This window comes from Nocardiopsis rhodophaea, from assembly GCF_039530945.1.
Taxonomy (GTDB): Bacteria; Actinomycetota; Actinomycetes; order Streptosporangiales; family Streptosporangiaceae; genus Nocardiopsis_C; species Nocardiopsis_C rhodophaea.
Genome location: NZ_BAAAPC010000014.1, coordinates 143,756 through 162,123, shown reverse-complemented (window position 1 = coordinate 162,123; position 18,368 = coordinate 143,756). Strand labels below are relative to the sequence as shown.

At 69.3% G+C, this 18,368-nt stretch carries 19 protein-coding genes, 1 tRNA gene and 1 pseudogene; 12 read left to right on the top strand and 9 right to left on the bottom strand.

The genetic code is table 11. The features are described 5' to 3' along the window. Positions 1-76 precede the first annotated feature (76 nt). Positions 77-262, top strand: coding sequence for a DUF5703 family protein (locus ABD259_RS16885; RefSeq protein WP_344163816.1), 186 nt, complete (start codon positions 77-79; stop codon positions 260-262). Between the two features lie 528 nt (positions 263-790). On the opposite strand, the gene ABD259_RS16880 is transcribed toward ABD259_RS16885, so the two are convergent. From ABD259_RS16880 to ABD259_RS16870, 3 genes are all read right to left on the bottom strand, one after another. After that, complete coding sequence (locus tag ABD259_RS16880) at positions 791-1,171, bottom strand: hypothetical protein (RefSeq protein WP_344100663.1); 381 nt, start codon at positions 1,169-1,171, stop codon at positions 791-793. 676 nt (positions 1,172-1,847) lie between these two features. Then, positions 1,848-2,969, bottom strand: coding sequence for a hypothetical protein (locus ABD259_RS16875; RefSeq protein ID WP_344163813.1), 1,122 nt, complete (start codon positions 2,967-2,969; stop codon positions 1,848-1,850). Between the two features lie 299 nt (positions 2,970-3,268). Next, a complete protein-coding gene (locus ABD259_RS16870; protein ID WP_344163810.1) occupies positions 3,269-4,570 on the bottom strand; it encodes a M20/M25/M40 family metallo-hydrolase in 1,302 nt (433 codons plus the stop codon). A gap of 161 nt (positions 4,571-4,731) precedes the next feature. On the opposite strand from ABD259_RS16870, the gene ABD259_RS16865 reads away from it, so the two are divergent. After that, positions 4,732-4,816, top strand: a tRNA-Leu gene (locus tag ABD259_RS16865). A gap of 101 nt (positions 4,817-4,917) precedes the next feature. Here ABD259_RS16865 and ABD259_RS16860 read toward each other — a convergent pair. Continuing rightward, positions 4,918-6,162 carry a tyrosine-type recombinase/integrase gene (locus ABD259_RS16860; RefSeq protein WP_344163807.1) on the bottom strand — a complete coding sequence of 415 codons (1,245 nt, stop codon included), beginning with the start codon at positions 6,160-6,162 and terminating at the stop codon, positions 4,918-4,920. Further along, entirely contained in the window at positions 6,159-6,716 is a 558-nt protein-coding gene (locus ABD259_RS16855) for a hypothetical protein (protein ID WP_344163804.1), read from the bottom strand. The genes ABD259_RS16860 and ABD259_RS16855 overlap by 4 nt, the downstream gene beginning before the upstream one ends. 159 nt (positions 6,717-6,875) lie before the next feature. Between ABD259_RS16855 and ABD259_RS16850 the strand changes: the two genes are divergently transcribed. From ABD259_RS16850 to ABD259_RS16835, 4 genes are all read left to right on the top strand, one after another. Next, positions 6,876-7,100 carry a helix-turn-helix domain-containing protein gene (locus ABD259_RS16850; protein ID WP_344163801.1) on the top strand — a complete coding sequence of 75 codons (225 nt, stop codon included), beginning with the start codon at positions 6,876-6,878 and terminating at the stop codon, positions 7,098-7,100. Continuing rightward, positions 7,097-7,294: a helix-turn-helix domain-containing protein gene (locus tag ABD259_RS16845; RefSeq protein ID WP_344163798.1), complete on the top strand. Its 198-nt coding sequence runs from the start codon at positions 7,097-7,099 to the stop codon at positions 7,292-7,294. Before ABD259_RS16850 ends, ABD259_RS16845 begins: the two co-directional genes overlap by 4 nt. An 81-nt stretch (positions 7,295-7,375) precedes the next feature. Then, the gene (locus tag ABD259_RS16840; RefSeq protein WP_344163795.1) at positions 7,376-8,203 is read left to right on the top strand and encodes a bifunctional DNA primase/polymerase; all 828 of its coding nucleotides are present in this window, start codon (positions 7,376-7,378) and stop codon (positions 8,201-8,203) included. Continuing rightward, on the top strand, positions 8,200-9,573 hold the full coding sequence (locus ABD259_RS16835) for a DUF3631 domain-containing protein (RefSeq protein ID WP_344163792.1): 1,374 nt from the start codon (positions 8,200-8,202) through the stop codon (positions 9,571-9,573). The genes ABD259_RS16840 and ABD259_RS16835 overlap by 4 nt, the downstream gene beginning before the upstream one ends. Before the next feature lie 208 nt (positions 9,574-9,781). Here the strand turns inward: ABD259_RS16835 and ABD259_RS16830 are convergent, their stop codons facing one another. From ABD259_RS16830 to ABD259_RS16815, 4 genes are all read right to left on the bottom strand, one after another. Continuing rightward, positions 9,782-10,090, bottom strand: coding sequence for a hypothetical protein (locus tag ABD259_RS16830; RefSeq protein WP_344163789.1), 309 nt, complete (start codon positions 10,088-10,090; stop codon positions 9,782-9,784). After that, positions 10,087-10,356, bottom strand: a complete 270-nt coding sequence (locus ABD259_RS16825; RefSeq protein WP_344163786.1) for a hypothetical protein — start codon at positions 10,354-10,356, stop codon at positions 10,087-10,089. The genes ABD259_RS16830 and ABD259_RS16825 overlap by 4 nt, the downstream gene beginning before the upstream one ends. Positions 10,357-10,449: 93 nt before the next feature. Beyond that, on the bottom strand, positions 10,450-11,682 hold the full coding sequence (locus ABD259_RS16820) for a helix-turn-helix domain-containing protein (protein ID WP_344163783.1): 1,233 nt from the start codon (positions 11,680-11,682) through the stop codon (positions 10,450-10,452). A 471-nt stretch (positions 11,683-12,153) separates the two neighbouring features. Continuing rightward, positions 12,154-13,200: a LysR family transcriptional regulator gene (locus tag ABD259_RS16815; protein WP_344163780.1), complete on the bottom strand. Its 1,047-nt coding sequence runs from the start codon at positions 13,198-13,200 to the stop codon at positions 12,154-12,156. A 225-nt stretch (positions 13,201-13,425) separates the two neighbouring features. On the opposite strand from ABD259_RS16815, the gene ABD259_RS16810 reads away from it, so the two are divergent. From ABD259_RS16810 to hypB, 6 genes and pseudogenes are all read left to right on the top strand, one after another. Continuing rightward, positions 13,426-14,406, top strand: coding sequence for an alpha/beta hydrolase fold domain-containing protein (locus ABD259_RS16810; RefSeq protein ID WP_344163777.1), 981 nt, complete (start codon positions 13,426-13,428; stop codon positions 14,404-14,406). Between the two features lie 52 nt (positions 14,407-14,458). Beyond that, positions 14,459-15,538 (top strand): quercetin 2,3-dioxygenase, encoded by a 1,080-nt coding sequence (locus ABD259_RS16805; protein ID WP_344163774.1) that lies wholly within the window; start codon positions 14,459-14,461, stop codon positions 15,536-15,538. 488 nt (positions 15,539-16,026) lie between these two features. Then, on the top strand, positions 16,027-16,425 hold the full coding sequence (locus ABD259_RS16800) for a hypothetical protein (RefSeq protein WP_344163771.1): 399 nt from the start codon (positions 16,027-16,029) through the stop codon (positions 16,423-16,425). A 43-nt stretch (positions 16,426-16,468) separates the two neighbouring features. After that, positions 16,469-16,891: pseudogene (locus ABD259_RS25905) on the top strand (hypothetical protein); the annotation flags it as partial. 87 nt (positions 16,892-16,978) lie between these two features. Beyond that, complete coding sequence (locus ABD259_RS16795) at positions 16,979-17,299, top strand: hydrogenase maturation nickel metallochaperone HypA/HybF (protein ID WP_344163855.1); 321 nt, start codon at positions 16,979-16,981, stop codon at positions 17,297-17,299. A gap of 2 nt (positions 17,300-17,301) precedes the next feature. Continuing rightward, positions 17,302-18,312 (top strand): hydrogenase nickel incorporation protein HypB, encoded by a 1,011-nt coding sequence (hypB, locus tag ABD259_RS16790; RefSeq protein ID WP_344163768.1) that lies wholly within the window; start codon positions 17,302-17,304, stop codon positions 18,310-18,312. Positions 18,313-18,368: the final 56 nt, after the last annotated feature.

Sequence of the window (18,368 nt, the reverse complement as noted above, 5' to 3'; positions counted from 1 at the left end):
AGAAATCGGCGTCCCGGTCATCCACGGGTACGAACGCTATGGCACGAACCCGGCCGGGAGCCGCAGAATAAGCGCAATGGTCGAGTACGAATACCGCGAACTCCGGTTCCCGCGAGGTACATCACGCGGCACGGCCCGGCTGGCCCTTGCCGAGTTCGCCGAATACGGACGGTGGGAGCTAGCCCGGGTGCGCCTGTATTCCGACGGCAGCAGGCGTGTCACCTTACGCCGCAGGATCATCCGACAGGTCCGCACAGTGTGATTCCCATCACATACGACGCGACGGGCGCGGCCCGAGGGCGTGCGCCACCCCCGAATCGCCGTGCTGTCACGTGTCGGACCACGTGCGGGACACCCGTCTCTCAGCGCTGCCACCTATTCGGCCCCGCGCGACTCTCGTCGGCGGTCGCGGGACCATCGCCACCAGCCGTGCGGCCGTCGTCGGTATTGTCTCCATCCTCGTTCACAGCAAGCGGCGAGTCCCCCCGGATATTCCAGGACGACTCGCCGCTTCGACGTTGCGGTCGTCACGCCCGCCTCCCCGCTTTGTCCACCGCATCAGGTACGGAACAGGGAGGCGGCCGCCTCGACTCGGCGGCCGTCGCGCCCGGTTCTCCTGCTTGTCCACCGCATCGTTCACGGAACAGCAGAACGGCCGCTCCGACTCGCGGTCGCCACTTCCGGCCCCCTGCCTGTCCACCGCATCGTTCACGGGACAGAAGGACGGATGATGACTACCGCACGCCGGTCTTGCCTCCTCGAACGCGCCGAAGCGCGCCGGGAGAGTCGCTTACAACCCCAGGTCCAGGCCGAAGGCGCTGACCAAATCGCTAAGCGGGCCGGCCGGCTGGGGCGGGACCGGTGGCGCACCGGTGCCCTGACCCGACCCGATGCCGCCCGTTTGAGCGGCGCCCTCGGCCGGAGTGGCCTCCTTGACCTGGGTGGTCTCCGTGGTCGGCGTGGTCTCGTCGACCGACGTGGCCTCAGACGTGGGCTCGTCGGTGGCCGCGAGACCGGGCGCCTGGTCGCCAAGGACCTGGCTGTCGCTCCGCACAGCACCGTCGCCGGAGGTGACGGGGTCGCTTCCGGCGAAGGAGACGCCCGTCCCCATCGCCGCGAATACCGCGGCGAGGAGCATGGTCTTGGCGGATGTACTAATCCACCTACGCATTTGGGTTGTCCTTTCGAAACCGATGAACGTTGATTCGATGGGATGTTCAGTTGGAACCCGTCGACCTCGGAGTCCGTTGGCCCCTGGCTTGGAGCACGGCCGCCGTGGCCTGGTGTGTGGCCCGGGGTCCGCGTACCTGGCGGGTACGGTTCGCCCGAACGAGGGGCGCGCGACGCCTTCGCGGTGTTCACGAACCTGCGTGTGTGCGCCCAGTCGGCTCCGCTCTGGCTGAGCGGAGGCTGACGTGAACCCCGCGATCGTGGCCGCGGCCGCGGGACTCGCGTCAATCTCCCAGTCATCCGAGATCGGTAAGCCGCCCAGCTTGCGGGCCTAACCCGGGGGGCGCGCACCGCCGAATCGGGTCGGGCTCGCGTCAGGGACCAGCGGGGCAACGGGAGTCAGCATCAGCACTCCTCAACATCAAGTGGACGCACGTCCTCAAGGGTCACGGAACGCCATACGGGACACCCGCAAGCGGCGACTTCAGTCGCGGCGGCATCAGTCCCGGCCGTGGCCAGGGCAATCGGCACGGGCCCACGGTGGCGTGATCGCTGCGGTGCGGAGCAGGCGGCGGAGAAAAGAACTGGGACGCGGGCGCGGACGCCGGCGGGTGCGGGCACGATGAACGGCCGCAGGCCGGGTCCGGCGGGTCCGGACCGCCTGTCGTGAGGAGCTGCTAGTCGGGGGAGAAGGACGGGTCGTCGGCGATATCGCGCGCGACCAGCGTCGGATCGCCCGGCAGCGCGACGCGCTGGGTGGGAACACGCAGCACGTCGGCGCGGTTCATCAGGAAGCCGGGCGTTGCCGGGGTGGGCGTCCACGACGAGGAGGACGCCGATCCGGCGGAGGTTGAGGTGGAGTCGGAGACACCGCCATGCCAGACGTGGCCGTCGTGCTCGGCGTCCTTGGCGTCACTCTCGTGCGCGCCGGTTGTCTCCGGCGCCTGGGCGGCGAACGTCGCGACGTGCTCCGCCGCGTCCGCCGTCGAGTGCCGGGAGAGCAGCGGGTGCGCGGCGACCTCGTCGACGCGTTCCCGCGTGGGACCACGCTCGACTGTGGAGCGCGGATCCTTGTAGTCTGCGGAGTCGGGGGCGATGCCGAACGGGCGAGGCGGGGGCGCATCACCGCCGGACAGCAGCGGCAGGTCGCCGGTGCGCGGAGCGCCGCTGATGGTCTGGCCGAGCTGGCTCGTCAGGTTCTCGGTGGTCTCGGCCAACCCCTTCTTCCCGACCAGCCCCTTTTCTCCCACAAGGCCGTTCTCACCCACGAGGCCGTTCTCACCGGTCAAACTTTCCGACACGGTCGTGGTCAGCGACGACGAGGAGCGGCGGAGCGACTTGTCGGCGTACCCCGTGAGCTCCTGGCCGGTGCGGACCGTTCCGGTGAGGACACCGCCGGTCTCGCGGGCCGCGCCCTTGACCACCGTGCGGGCGGTGGTGCCGGCGGTCTCCGTCGTCGCGTTGACCGGCTCGGTCAGAGCAGCGGTGGTCGACTTGAGTGAAAGGTCGACCGGGAGCACGTCGCCTGCCGCGGCAGCGGAGGTGGTGGTGCTCGCGGCTCCGCTCCGGACACTGTCCCCGGCGGAATCGGTGGATTCGGTGATGTCGGCGGCGAGGTGCCCCAGCTCCGGGAGCTCCCCCGTGTAGGCCTCGTCGGCGTGGGCGGCGGCGCTGCCGAGCAGCAGCCAACCGGTGACGGCGAGACCGGCGATGGCGCCCAGGCGGACCAGCGCCTGCCACAGTTGCGGGCAGGCCGACGAGACGGGGATTCCCCGCCGCTTCCGGCCCGCGAGCACCATGCATGCTCCTTCGTACGACGACATCTGTCGGGCGTGGCGTCGTAACCTGCCCGCCCGGTGTATCCAATCGCCGATTGGAACTGAGAGTAACCGTAACATCACGTTGGGCGATGACCCCAGAGTGGAGCGAGAGACACGCCGGATTTTTTCACCGGCGTGCCCGTGTGTCCGACTACGCCCGCTGTGCGACCGGACGGGGTGGTCGGTCACGATCGTCAGGCAGGCAGGCGCAGCGGCCCACGTTGTCAGCAGGGGACCAGCGGTCGGCGGTCCGGCACCGGCTCAGGACCGCCTCAGCCTCAACTCGCCTCGATGAACCGATCGAGCACCCGCACGCCAAAGCGCAGCCCGTCCACCGGCACCCGCTCGTCGACACCGTGGAACATCCCAGCGAAGTTGAGCTCCGGCGGAAGCTTCAGCGGGGCGAATCCGTAGTTGCGGATACCGAGGCGCTGGAAGCTCTTCGCGTCGGTTCCACCGGACAGGCAGTAGGGGACTGCCTTGGCCCCGGGGTCCTCGGCCAGCAGCGAGTCGGCCATCGCATTCACCAGCCCGCCCTCGAACTCGGTCTCGACAGCGGGGAGGTGGTGGATGAACTCGCGGTCGACCTTCGGCCCGAGGAGCCGGTCGATCTCGGCGAAGTACTCCTCCTCCATCCCCGGGAGGAAGCGGCCGTCCACCTCCGCGGTGGCGGTGCCGGGGATGACGTTCGCCTTGTACCCGCCGTTGAGAACCGTCGGGTTGAGCGTGTGCCGGAGCGTGGCGCCGATCATGCTGGCGATGGGACCGAGGCGGGCGACGGTGGCCTCGATGTTGTTCTCGTCGAACTCGATCCCGAAGGCCTCGCACAGTTCCTCAAGGAACCTGCGGACGGTCTTCGTCATCCGAATCGGAAACTCGTGCCGCCCCAGCCGCGCGACCGCGTCGGCCAGCTCGGTGATGGCGTTGTCGTCATTGACCATCGACCCGTGCCCGGCGGTACCGCGCGCGGTCAGCCGCATCCACGCGATCCCCTTCTCCGCCGTCTCGATCAGGTAGAGGCGCCGATCAGCGTCAACCGTGAAACTGAAGCCGCCCACCTCACTGATGGCGTCACTGCAGTCAGCGAACAGCTGGGGATGCTCATCCACCAACCACTGCGCACCCCACGATCCTCCGGCCTCCTCATCGGCCAGGAACGCGAGCACGATGTCGCGGGGCGGTACCCGCCCCTCGCGCATGCGCTGCCGCAGCACGGCCAGCACCATCGCGTCCATGTCCTTCATGTCGACCGCACCACGGCCCCAGACACACCCGTCGGCGATCTCCCCGGAGAAGGGGTGATGCGTCCAGTCGTGGGCATCGGCCGGAACCACGTCCAGATGCCCGTGGATCAACAGCGGCGGCCGACTCGAATCGGCCCCCGTGATCCGCGCCACGACGCTGCTCCGCCCCGGATGCTTCTCATAGATCGTGGACTCGACCCCGACCTCATCCAACTTCTCGGCGACATACTCCGCCGCCACCCGCTCCCCGGGGCCGGAGTGATCCCCGTAGTTAGAGGTATCGATGGCGATGAGCTCCCGGCACAGGTCCACAACCTCACCCTCGGCCGGACTCATGCCCTCCGTCTCTCCCACCACGTACACCAGCTCCCTTCGGGGCTCGTCGCATCCTTCAACCGACCCTCCCATAGTCCCGCCCCCACCTCTTGCGTGTACGACGGGCCCCAGACCTTTGCTATGGTTAACCATGTCCGGCGCGGGAAGCGCCCGACGGCCCTGTCCGGGTGGCGGAATAGGTAGACGCGCTAGCTTGAGGTGCTAGTGCCCGTTAAGGGCATGGGGGTTCAAGTCCCCCCTCGGACACTCTCAGAGTCCCACGTTTTCCCAGGTGAAAGCGTTGGGACTTTGTCGTTTCCGGGGTAGGAACTGCCTTCTGATACTTGTCTGATACTTGAGCCCTGGAATCAGGTGCCCGTGCTCATCAGCGCCGAGAGCTTCGACACCGCGTCGCGCTGGATCGTGGGAAGCGCGTGAGAGTAGGTGTCGAGGGTGATCGACACGTTGGCGTGCCCGAGACGTTCGGACACGATCTTGGGGTGAGTTCCCAGCGACAGAAGCACCGTCGCGTGGGTGTGCCGAAGGTCGTGCAGCCTGATCAACTCCGGGGCTTCCGCCGCCCCGTCGGCCAGCTGCTTCCGGCACCGGATGAGGTGCTCCCGAAACGACCGGCTGAACCGCTCCGGGTGACGCCATGCGCCCTCATGGTCGCCGAACACCAGGGCGTCATCCCGCGCGAGCTGTAGGGACAGGCTCCCTCGCTCCCGACGGTGCGCCCGGAGCAGGTTCACCGTCGGCTCGTCGAGGTCGATCACGCGCGGCCGGTTGGTCTTGGTCGGCCCTTCGGTGATCTCGGCGCCCTTGCCCTTCACTCGCACGATGCCGACCGAACGTCGAACGGCCATCGTCCCCGTGTCGAGGTCGATGTCACGCCAGCGGAGGGCGAGCAACTCGCCCCGGCGAATTCCGGTCATGGCGAGAACGAACCAAGCGACGTACAGCGCGCTGTTCACCTTCGCCCAGTCGAGGAACGCCCGAAGCTGGTCGCGGGTCCACGGGTGCATCTCCGGGGCCTTCGCCTCCTTGGCCGTGGGCGGCTTCGCCTTGTCGGCGGGGTTGCGCGTGAGCGACCCGGCGTCAACGGCCGCGCTGAGCGCGGAACGCAGGATCGTGTGAATGTAGCGGACCGTGCGCGCCGACAAGCCCTTGCCCGCCTGGTGGTCGCGTCGCCCGTCGGTTTCGAGCTTCCGGTAGAGAGCCGTGATCTTGGCCGGGGTGAGCGACGCCAGCGGAACGCCGCCGAGATGCGGCTTGATGTGCAACCGGATGTTCTTCCGGTAGCTCGCCAGCGTCGACGCCCCAAGCCGGAGGCCGTCGACCCACTCGTCGAGGTACTCGCCGAGTGTCTGCTTCGACGGATCGACGTACTCGCCCCGGTCGAGCTTCGACAGCGCGTCGCGTAGCGCCTTCTGAGCCGCCGTCTTCGACGTCCACGGCTGGTTGTCCTCGTCGCGTCGGCGAAAGACTTGCTTTGTGCTGCCGTCGTCGAGGGGGCGAACGAACTTGATCCCGTAGCGCACGTCACCGCTCGCCGTGGTGAACGTGATGACGCTTCCCTCTCCGGGGCTCCGTCTCTTCTTCTTACTGGTCACGCATCATCCTCTCGGTCGAGATAACCCTGTTCCCTGCACAACTTCGCCCACCGGTTCGCGGTCGCCCGGCTCACGCCGACGGATTCGGCCGTCGCGGTCATGGCACGGCGCGGACTGCGTCGGATCTCCCGCCGGTAGACCTCGGCGAAGTGCTGTAGCTCCTCGTCGGTCGGTCCCCGCGACCGCCCTTGCCTGCGCTCCGGCGGGGGCGGGGCCGGAGTTCGGTGGGTGAAGTCGTACATCAGTGCCCATGTGACCTCGGCGTCGAAGTCGTCGGCCGGGGGTCGGCCGCCGGGGTCGAACCCTTCGAACAGCTGCTCCATGAGCGCGCCGACGCGGATGCTCCGCAGGGTGTCGGCGGTGATCTCGGCGGGTCCGTCGTCACCGATGATCAGCCCCGTCATGATCGGCCGACCATCGCGCCCGTAGGCGACCCTGACCAGGATCGGGACGGCCAGACCGCCGCCGCTCACCCGCACCCAGTCGTAGGACTCGACGAGTTCCTCGCCGGGCGCGTATTCCATCTCGAAGCTGAACCGGTCGCTGTGGGCCACACCGGAACCGTAACCACACCCGCACCGGATGTGCAACACGGACGCGGAAGTGTCTCATGAACGCGCGGGCGAGTTGAGACGCTCGGCGGTAGCGGCGGCTGTGGCGGTTGTGGTGACATCGGTGCGTCAGCAAGTGACACACCAACGCGGAGATGTCTCATGAACTTGATTCGCGAGGTGCGGACCCACCGGCGGCTCCCCGCACCCGACGACGCCCGATCCATCCGGGAGCGCGCCGGAGTCTCCCAAGCCCGGCTCGCCGACGAGCTCGGCGTTCACCGCGTTACCGTCGCCCGCTGGGAGTCAGGGACGCGTCAGCCGCGCGGCGCCTTACGGCTCGCCTACGCCCGCCTGCTGCTCCGCCTTGAAGAGGTGAGCGCGTGAGCATCGACGAGCTGAGATCCCAGCTGTTCGCGACCGTGGCCGAAGCGGCTTCGGTACTGCGCAGCGACGAGCGCACGGTCCGTCGCGCGATCGAGGCCGGGCACATCCCGGCCGTCAAGGTCAGCAACAAGACGCTGATCCCGGTTCAAGCCCTGCTCAAGCTCGCCGGACTCGACCTCGACGACGCGGCGTGACCAGCGGTGGTGACCGGGGTCGACGCCCCGGTCACCACCCCTCCCCCGACGTCCCTCACGACGAACAGAAGTGAGATGCAGATGACGGTACAAACCGACACCCGACCCGATCCGGCGAGCGTCGACGCCGCACACGTCGAGATGCTGCGCTCCGCTCTGGCCTATGCGGCGCGCGGTTGGCCGGTGCTCCCCTGCGAACCGGGCGCAAAAGCCCCAGCGGGCGCGCTGGTGCCGCACGGACTCAAGCAAGCGACCACCGACCCGGCGTTGATCCTGGCGTGGTGGCAGCGCTGCCCGTCGGCCAACGTGGCGATCGCGACCGGCGCCCCGGCCGTCGACGTCGTCGACGTGGACAACAAGCCCGACGGCAGCGGGTTCGCCGCCTTCGCCCGACTGGTGCGCGCCGGGGTGATGGCCGGGACGCTGGCGCTGGTGCGCACCCCCTCGGGCGGCTTTCACGCCTACCGCACCGGGACCGACCAGCGGTGCGGGCGACTGGGCGACCACTTCATCGACTTCAAGGCGCGCGGCGGCTACGTGCTCGCCCCGCCGTCGAGAGTCGACGGCCGCCCCTATGAGCTCGTCGAGGAACGCCCCGACGGCGCGCCCGTCGACTGGGAACAGGTCACGCGCATCCTCGCCCCGCCGACGCCTCGACGCCCCACACCCCGGGCGCCGACCAGCGGCGGCGAACGAGGCGTTGAGCGCTTGGCCGCCTGGTTGGGCAGGCAACCGGAGGGCAACCGGAACAACGCCCTGTTCTGGGCCGCATGCAGGGCGCTGGAATCCGGAGCGGATGAGACCGACCTCGACCCGCTCGCCGACGTCGCCCAGACCATCGGACTCAGCCAACGCGCGTCGCGCGCGACCATCCGTTCCGCCGTGAAGAAAACAGGGGAACAGCGATGACCACCACCCCACCCGACACCGCCGCCTACCGGCTCGCCGACCTCGACCAGGGCGACACCCTCGCCGACGTGCTCGACGAGATGCGGGCCGCGTTCACCCGGTATGTCAGCCTGCCCAGTCCGGCCGCCGCCGACGCCCTGGTCTTGTGGTGCGCGGCCACCCACGCCCAGTCGGTCGCCGACGTCGCGCCCCGCCTGGTGATCAAGGCGCCGGAAAAGCGGTGCGGCAAGTCGCGATGCCTCGACATCGTCGAAGCACTGAGCTGCAATGCGCTGGTCGCGGTCAACGCCACCCCGGCCGCGATCTTCCGATCGATCGACTCCGACGACCCGCCCACACTGCTCTTCGACGAGGCCGACACCCTGTTCGGCACCAAGAAAGCAGCAGAGGGCAACGAGGACCTGCGCGGACTGATCAACGCCGGGCACCAGCGCAATCGCCCGGCGCTGCGCGTGGTCGGCCAGAACGCCAACCTGCGCGCCGAAGAGTTCCCCACCTTCGCCATGGCGGCACTGGCCGGGATCGGGTCCATGCCCGACACCATCGAAGACCGCGCCGTCGTGATCACCATGCGGCGACGGCTCCCCGGCGAGCACGTCGAGCGCTACCGCTACCGGCGCGACCAACTCCCGTTGTACGCGCTGCGCGACCGCGCCCACGACGTGATCCGCTCCCACCTCGACGAGCTCGCCGACGCCGAACCGGACATGCCCGTCGAAGACCGCGCGGCCGACACCTGGGAACCGCTCGTCGCGATGGCCGACGCTGCCGGGTGTGACTGGCCGCAACGCGCCCGGGACGCGGCCACAGCGTTCACCGGCGCCCACGAGGGTGAGGCGCCGTCGCCCAAGGCGCGGATGCTGGCCGACTGCCGCGCGGTCTTCGCCGCCCACGGGCACCCCGACGCGCTCCGCTCGGAATTGCTCGTCGAGGCGCTCAAGGAAGACCCGGAAGCACCCTGGCGTGAGTGGGGCCGAAACGGCCTGACCACGCGCGCACTGGCCGACATGCTCCGCCACTACGGGATCATGTCGGGCAACGTCCGGTTCCCCGACGGCACCCAGGGCAAGGGCTACCTGAGAGCGAAGTTCACCGACGCGTGGCAACGCTACTGCTCCGACGAGGGCGAACCGTCCCACGCGTCCCCGACCAGCTCACAGCCGGGACGGATGAGCGCACCGGGACGGCTCGAAGCGTCCCCGGGACCGAACCGTCCCGCGATGACCAGCACTGACGAGGGTGGGACGGACGGGACGGCATCCCCCGAAGAACGCCCGACGAAACCGTGTCCGACGTGCGGGGAACACAGCTACCACGCGCACCGTCACGGCCACTGCTTCGAATGCTCGCGCAAGCGCAGTGCCGCGTGACCGGCGCCGGTTGAGAAGCCGGGTCGACCGGTCGACCCCCTCCCACGCGCGCGCGAGGGGCGTCGACGCGTCGGCGGATCGGTCCACCCCCGCCTACGCGCGCGAGGATCACGCCCGGACTGCAACCGCGCCCGCGTTCACGAGTGTGGCCCTGGCTCCCCGTCGCAAGCCAGGGCCACCGACCCACCCGCACGGCGCGTGGGGGTCCTTAGCGTCCGACGCGCGGACGCGGTCGGGGGAACAGCCGCCGCGTGCCCGTGCTCGCCCCTGAGAGCGCGGGACGGCGGTCGGTGCGCGACACGGCGGACGCAGCGGCCAGCGAACGCAGCGTGCGCGTCAGGGCGTCGGGCGTCGACGCCTCGATAAGGCCGTTGGTGGTCATCGCGAACCACGCCCCGGTGTGCTCGCCGTGCCAGATGACGAACTGCGGATAGCGGGCTTGCAGCCGCGCGGCTTGCGCGTGGCGGTCGGCGTGAGCAGGGGTGCGCCCCCATCGGGCGGCGGCAACGGTGGTCACAGAAGCTCACCCTTTCGACGCGTGACGGCGTCGGCGTGCGCGAGTCCGTGCGCGTGGCCGGGGTTCTTCAACTGCGCTTCGAGCTTCTCGGCGGTGTCGGCGTGCAGCGTCGGCGCGATGTCCGACCCTGCCGTCTTGTTCGTGGCGACCCATGCGGCCGGTCGGCCGTGCTCGTCGAACGAACGCCACACCTTCCAGTCCGGGTACTTGTCGTTCAGCCGCACCAGGGCGAGCGCGTCGGGATCGGGGGGTGTTGGATTAGCCATGCCGCGAAGCTACGGCCGGTCACAGAGCTGAAACAGGCACGGAACGTGTCCGTTTACTCAGGCGGCCGGGCGGGGGTGTACGGGGCATGCCCTCTACTCTTCGACGGCCAGGAATCCGGCCAGTTCTCGCTGGTCCCGGGTCAATGTGCGCTTCCTGGTCTTCAACACATCCCTGAACGTCACGGCGGCTTGCCGTTGGTGCTTGAGCCACTCGGGCGCTGCCGACCTCAGGTCGACCAGGACGCGTGTCGCCTCGTCCCCGTGACGGAGCATCGCGTGTGCGCGCGCGACGTCGAGCCGGTGCCGATTCCAGTTGTCGGATGTGGAGCGGCCGACGCCGTCGGGAAGACAGTCGGCCATGGCCAGGACCTTGGTCGGCCGGTCGGCGATCATCTGGTTCTCGATCGCCTTCAAGCGCACGGTGAGCGGGCCGAAGGTGCCCCAGCCGCGAAGGTGGTCGGTGACTTCGGCGCCGACCGCGCTACCGGCCGTCTGAGCAAGTCGAACGAGCTCCCTTGCCTCGTCGGGGCGGTTGTTGCGCGCGGCTGCCGCCGACGCCCGGAGCAGCAACCAGCCCCACGCGGCCAGTTCTTCACGCGACGCGCGGGAGATGCGCGGTTCGACCTCGTCGGCCGTTTCACTGGCGAGCTGTTCGGCCTCGTCAAGACGCCCCTGTCGAAGCAGGATCCATGCTTGGCCGATGATCGCCGACGCCGCGTTGAGTCGGTCGCCTACAGTCACCGCGTCGCGGACGGCGTCCCGCAACGCCATATGGGCGAGGTCGTAAGCGCGCACCTGGGTGAGGTAGCGCCCGGCCATTTGCAGCACCTCGGACCGCACGGTGAGCGCCGTTGTCCGCTCGGTGCCCGTCGCGAAGTGGTCGACGGCGGCATGGGTCGAGCGGACGAGTTCGGGCAGCAGCTCGCCCATCGCGGGGTACTTGTCCCGGTGGTAGGCGACAGCGACCGACTCGGCCGACGTACGGAGCCGGTCGAGGTCGGGTTCCTCGTCGACGGTGTCCAGACCCAACCGGCCGGTGATGGTCACCGGCGGCGAGATGGCCTGTCGCAAGGCCAACAGGTCGAGCTTGTCGGCGTCGGCGTTCGTGTTCCGCCGGGGACCGGTCGAATCGAACAGGGCCGACGTCTTGACCTTCATCGCGCGGGCAAGCGCGTGGTAGGTCTCCAGTCGGGCGTTCCCGCCACGCTCGATCTTCTTGACCACGCCGGGGCTGAGTCCGGCCAGTTCGGCAAGACGCTCCTGAGTCAGCCCCCGGCTACGCCGGATACCCCGGAGCCGGTCACCGATCGCGCCGCCGTCGTTCACGAGAATCCCCGTCCCTCGCGGTCCACCGCTTTCCGGACAGCATAGGCGTGGGGTTCTGCCGGTGTCAGAGGTCCGAGAGCACTTGCCCGCCGTGATCGAGGGCATCGACGAGCGAACGAGGGCGCCCGCACCATGACCAGCGCGGGCGCCCTACTGTTCCGATACTCCGGCTGATACTTCGTCTGATACTGCCGCCGGTGTACCGGGATGCATCCGGACGATTCTCGACGACTGTCGAGCGACGGAAATCCCAGTTGAGAAGGGATTCCTATGCGTCCGGATGCATCCGGTTGTTCCTGCCTTGATAGGAGTTCAAGTCCCCCCTCGGACACTCACGAGTTGCGTTGCAACGCGGACTGAGGATCATCTCAGTCCGCGTTTCTGTTTGTCGACCCTGAAAAGGTTGCCCCAGGCGTGCCTCGCCAGGGTGTGGTGGAAAACTTTTCCACGTTATCTGCGCGTTTATGCGTCTCATCCGGGCGGTGTGCGGGGGTCTGACGCCAGTTCGGATGGGTCTGGGCCACGTAGCACCGGTGCTGGGCCGCGAGGTCCACTCGATCGCGGGCGGGGCTGCGCGGGCCTTCGCTCACCGGCCTTCCTCGGGCGGCCCACCTCCTGGGCGCCGAACCGGTTCGCCTCGCGGCGGGCGACGTCGGAGGCGATTCGTTCCAACGCCGGGATCGCGCCGGTCGTGGTCGTGTTCTCGTGGAGCAGGTAGACGGTCAGGTCAGGCAGGTCATCGACCGGCACGTAGGTCAGTCCGGGCCGGGGGTTGCCGACCGCCGCGGCGCTGCCCGTGATGAAGACGCCCAGGCCGGCTGCGCAGATGTCGACGGCTTCGTCGAACGTCCTGACCGGGTGAACGGTCCGCGGTGCGTGATCCGCTGTCCAGGCCTCGATAAGACCGGGCGGGAGGCATGAAGTCCCGGTGTCTCTGCCCGCGAAGTCGCAATCCATGATGTCGCCGGTGCCGACGCTCGCACGTTCGGCCAGAGGATGGGTGGAGTGGACGCACAGTACCGGCTTCTCGGTCCACAGCGGGACGGCCCGGACCCCTTGGGTGCGGGGAGGGATCGCGGACGGAGCCAGGACGACGTCGGCGCGGTCGTTCCGCAGGGAAGCCACACCGTCGGCGAATTCCAGGCGGCGGAGCTCCCAGCGCACCGTGGGCAGGGACTGAGCGGCCTCGGAGATGATGGCTGAGGCGAGGGGGGTGCCGCCGACCATGCCTACCCGGACCCTCTCGGCCAGGTCCCGCGCCTGGGTGGTCCAGTGGACGACGTCATCCATGGCGCCCACGGCGCGGCGTGCCAGAGGGAGAAGGTCCTGCCCCGCCGGCGTCAGCTCCACGTGCCGGGAGGTGCGCCTGAAGAGCGGCATCCCCATGCGGCGTTCGAGAGCCGCGACCTGCTGGCTGAGCGAGGAGGTGGCGATGATCAGCCGCTCGGCCGCCCGCGTGAAATGGAGCTCCTCCGCGACGGCCACAAAGTAGCGGAGTTGCTGAACGGTGAGATCCAACCGGCCCTCCCAGAAACCGCGCCAGTCAGCCTAACCGCCCTTCGCGCGGGCTCATCCCATCTGAGGACTGCGAGGGACGGGGCAAAGATCACCCTTCCTCTCCGGACGTACCGGGAGGTGACCTCGATGCCCGGGTCCTGTGCGTCGCGACCGTTCGTCTCCGCCTAACGGCCGTGCGGATTCTTGTACTGGTGTCATCGTCGTTGTGCGCCCAGGATGGGGGACATGCACAACGTCGCCGTCCGCACCGGCCTGGTCTTCGCCGAGCGTGACACCGGCCCCCTGGTGCTGGACCTGTACCTGCCGCCTCTCGACGGCGCGTCCGGCGCCCCGCCGGTCGTGGTGTGGTTGCACGGCGGCGGCTGGTTCACCGGAGACCGCCACCTTGCCCCTGACCTCCGGCGCTACTTCGCTTCCCGCGGCATCGCCATGGCGAGCATCGAATACCGACTCAGCGGTCACGCCCTTTTCCCGGCGCAGTTGCACGACGTTCGTGCCGCGGTGCGCTATCTGCGTCGCAACGCCGCCAGGCTCGGTATCGACGGAGGCGCGGTCGGCCTTTGGGGGTCATCGGCCGGTGGCCACCTCGCGGCGCTGGCCGGTGTCACCGGTCACCTGGCGTCCCTGCCGGGCGAACCGGACACCGGTCCGGAACCTGACGCCTCGGTCAGCGCGGTCGCCGAGGGCTACGGTCCCGTCGACCTCATCGGAGCGGAGGAGTCTGGCATCCCCATCCCGGGGATGACCGGCGCCGACTGCCCCGAAGCCCGGCTGCTGGGCGGACCCCCCTCACAGCTCACGGACCGGGCTCGCGCGGCCTCCCCGCTGAGCTTCGTGACGGCTGCGGCTCCACCGTTCCAGATCGTGCACGGAACAGGGGACGCCGTGATCAGGCCGGGGCAGAGCGCACTGCTGCACCGCGCACTGGCCGCCGCCGGGGTCGAGAGCACCCTCTACCTCATCGACGGCTTCGGCCACGGGTTCCTCAACCCACCGTCCGTGAGCGAGTTCCCCGGACCGTCGAACACCGGGCCCGAATCACCGCCGCGATCGACGTTTCTGCAGGAAGGCCGCCTGGAGCGTGAACCGGAGCCCCCGGCCGTGTGCCACCGCATCGCGCCCGGCCAGGCCCCCTCAAGCGAAAAGGCCGCCTTCTCCTACGACGTGGTGGGCGACTTCTTCCGGCGTCATCTGCTCGCACGCTGACGCCGGCCCCAGCCCTCCACCTGACACCCCTCCACAACAAGGAAAACGAGAATTGACGAGCGATCTCGAAGCTGTCCATAACTTCACCCCCCTGCGCAACCAGCTCCCCGGCGCGCCCGTGCCCTACTACGTCGCCAACGGCGAGGGCGAACGGTACGAGGTCGACGGACAGCTGTGGACCATCATCGCCCGCACCCAGGACACCGGCGGACTGTTCGACGCCGCCTACATCAGTGGCGGGCGCGGGGCCGCGACCGGCTACCACGCCCACCGCGACCACCAGCGCTCCTTCATGGTCGTCAAGGGCCGTGTACAGGTTTGGCTGGGCGGCGAGAGCCGTGTCCTCGTGCCGGGCGACTCCTTCACCGTGCCCCCGGGCACTCCCCTGGCGTACCGGATGCTCGCGCACCACACCCGCATGCTGACATGGTCGGCCCCCGGCGGCGCCCTCGCCTACATCCAGCGGCTCGGCTCCCCCGTCGACAGCCACATCCACCCCAACCGGCCCGACCACTCCAGCTCCCCCGCACACCGGGCCGAAATCGGAACCCCGCTGGGCATCACCTTCCCCGACCTGGAAGAAGTGGAGGCCAGCCTGGAGTGGGACGCACGCCTACCAGCGGGGATCGAGCCCTACTTCCTGCGCGCTGGGGAAGGCGACCGGCTCGCCTACCCCAGCGGACTGCACACCTATCTGTCGCGAGGCTCCAACACCCAGCACCACTATTTCGCCCTTCTCAGCCAAGGCGGCCCCAGCGAGTACTTCGCGCGCCACTTCCACCGGGAGCACACCGAGAACTTCCTCTGCCTGTCGGGCCGGATCTGGCTGCACGCCAACGGCGAGGACATCCTGCTGACACCGGGCGACTTCCTGCACGCCCCGGCCGGAACCATCCACACCTTCGCCTTCGACTCCCACCACACCGAGATGCTGGGCATCCTGGCCCCGGACGTGTTCGAGCCCTTCTTCGGACACATCGCCGATCCGACCACCGACCACGTCTACTCCGACGACACATCGCCCACGGTGGTGGGGGCACCTCCGGCCTCCGAGCTCCAGAAACTCCAGGAGGAGCTCGACCTGGTCATCGTCGGCCCGCCGCCGAAGCGCACGGCCGGCCTGGACATCTGACAACCCGTCACGGGCGTCTGTGAAGGCACGGAGCTTGGACAGGCACAAGTTCCCCCGCGTCTCCCGGTACCGACCTGCGCACCCCGAGTGATCCCGGCCGGGAGGGCCGACTCCGCGGAGTCGGCCCTCCCGGCCGAGGGCCCGCGTCTCGCGAGCCACGTCGCGCGCGGTATCGGCCAGGCACCCCAGCGCCTACGCAAGCCAGGCGATACGCGCCCAAAGCTCGTCCTTCCGCCAGGTCACGGCCCCACGTGGTGCAGCGCATCGGAGTCGAACAGGAGCCCGGCCACCTGGCGGTGGTCCAACCAGCCCAGGGCACGGGTGAAGGCCGCGGAGTTCCAGGGCCCCTGAATGGCGCGGAGAATCCTCTACTTTTTCGATTCTTCGCCAGACAAATCGCCGGTGTCCGGTTTAGCATCGATGTCGGCGGATGACCGTCATAGATGTCGTCCAGGGCAGGCCATAATGGCTAGCATGGAGGTACAGAAGTGCCGAGGTATGGCCGGGAAGACGAGGAGTGGGAGCAGCTCGTCGAGGCGGGGCTCGCGTTCCTCATCGAACGCGCGCAGCTCAAAACATTCACCACCTACACCGAACTCAATGCCGCTCTGGTACGTAGAACCGGACTCAGGGGATTCGATTTCGGGCAGGACAGTGAGCGAGCCGCGGTGGGAGACCTGCTGGCGACGATCGTGGAACGCGAACTACCGAAAACAGGACTTATGCTTTCGGCTCTGGTTCGCTATCTCGACAGGAACGACGCGGGAACCGGATTCTACAAGTTTGCGGAGGAGCTGGGACTCCTGGAGCGCGGCGCATCGTCGCTGAAGAAAGAAGAGTTCTGGTTCAAACAGGTCAACGAACTGCATGGGTACTACGCACGCTGAGTTAATCGGCTGTTTCCGAGGATAGCGCGCACAAGACGCCCTCCGGCTGCCGCTCGCGGACGCTTTATTCGACATCGTGTTCTCGGCCTTCGGGGATTCCCGTTCTTCTCCGACGCCGCAGCGCCCCTCGCGGAGAGCGCGGGGGGTCCTCCGGCCCGGCGGTCGGCTCGTCTTCGCGGTGCGCGCAGCACGTGGGTGCGCCCGGGGGGACCTTTTGGACTCAGGCACCTGCGGCTGCCTCGCCGAACTGTGGGGCCGCCGCGCCCGCCAGGACCCGCCTCCGCTCCAGCTCGGCGACACCGTGACCCTCACCGCGGAGGGCATCGGAACCATAGCCACCACCGTGGTCGCCGGACCCGCCCCGGTCCCCCTCCCCTCCGCCCGCCGGCGCGGGTCGCCAATCCGGTCGGGCGCGCGACCGCGCGCCGTGGGCGACGGGCAACGACCGAACAACTACGCTCAGTAGTGACCTTGCTGTTCCCGTCGCGGGCGGCGCCGATGCCGCACCCGCGCAGGGGCGCCCCGCGGCTGTCGAGGGGACCGCGTGCACGAGATGGCCATCACTCAGAGCATCGTCGACGCCGTGTGCGAGCGCCTCGACGGTGAGCGGGTGCGCGCCCTGTCGATCGAGATCGGGGCGATGTCCGGCGTCGCTCCCGACGCGGTCCGCTTCTGCTTCGACCTGGCGGCCGAGGGCACGCCACTGGCGGGGGCGCGGCTGGAGATCTCGGAACCCCCGGGCCGTGCGCGCTGCCGCGCGTGCGCCACGGAGTTCCGTATGGACGACCCGATCGCGCTGTGCCCGTGCGGCAGCGCCGACGTCCAGGTCACCGGCGGGCGGGAGCTGCGCATCCGATCGATGGAGGTGCTGTAGGCATGTGTGCGACGTGTGGCTGCTCCGACCCCGATGGCCCCCGTGTCACCCCGGTGACCCGCGGCGGCGGTCCGCCGCGCTCCGAGGACGGCCACGCCCCCGCTCACGGTGCGGCGTGCACGCACGGCCACCGCCACGCGCACCCGCGGACGAGCGAGGCCACGTCCAACCAGCAGCAGCCCCACAGCCACGCGGTCACGCACGGTCACGGGAACGGGCACCCGCGCGGCCATCCGGGCGAGCCGATGCCTGAGCATGAGCACGCCCCCGATCCGGCCACCGCGCGGTCGTCCGGTGGCCGCGGGCCGCGGTCGGACGGCAGCGGTGCGGGGGCCGGCAGCGGCGGGCCGTCGCGCACCGTCCTCCTGGAACAGCAGGTGCTCGCCAAGAACGACCGGATCGCCGACGACAACCGGGCGTGGCTGCGCGAGCGGCGCGTCCTCGCGGTCAACCTCATGAGCTCGCCCGGCGCCGGGAAGACCACGCTGCTGGAGCGCACCATCCGCGAGCTGGGGGAACGCGTCCGCGCCTCGGTCGTGGAAGGCGACCAGGAGTCCCTGATCGACGCCGAGCGCATCCGGTCCACCGGGTGCCCGGTCGTGCAGATCAACACCGGCGCCGGCTGCCACCTCGACGCCGCGATGCTGGCGTCCGGACTGGGCGAGCTCGACCCGCCGCCGAACTCGGTGGTCCTCATCGAGAACGTGGGCAACCTGGTGTGTCCGGCCCTGTTCGACCTCGGTGAGGCGTACCGGGTCGTCATCATGTCGGTCACCGAGGGGGCGGACAAACCGCTGAAGTACCCGCACATGTTCGGTGCGGCCGACCTCGTGCTGCTCAGCAAGGTCGATCTGCTCCCGCACCTGGACTTCGACGCCGCCCTCTTCGAGTCGGGCGTGTGCCGTGCTAACCCTCGGGCCGACATCCTGCGGGTTTCGGCGACCACGGGTGAGGGAACCGGCGCGTGGTACGACTGGCTGCACCAGGCTGTCCCCGCCCCGGCCGGCCGGTAGCCGACCGGGACCCGTAACGGGCGCCCGGTCCCGCCCGCGCGGCGGGGGTCGCCCCG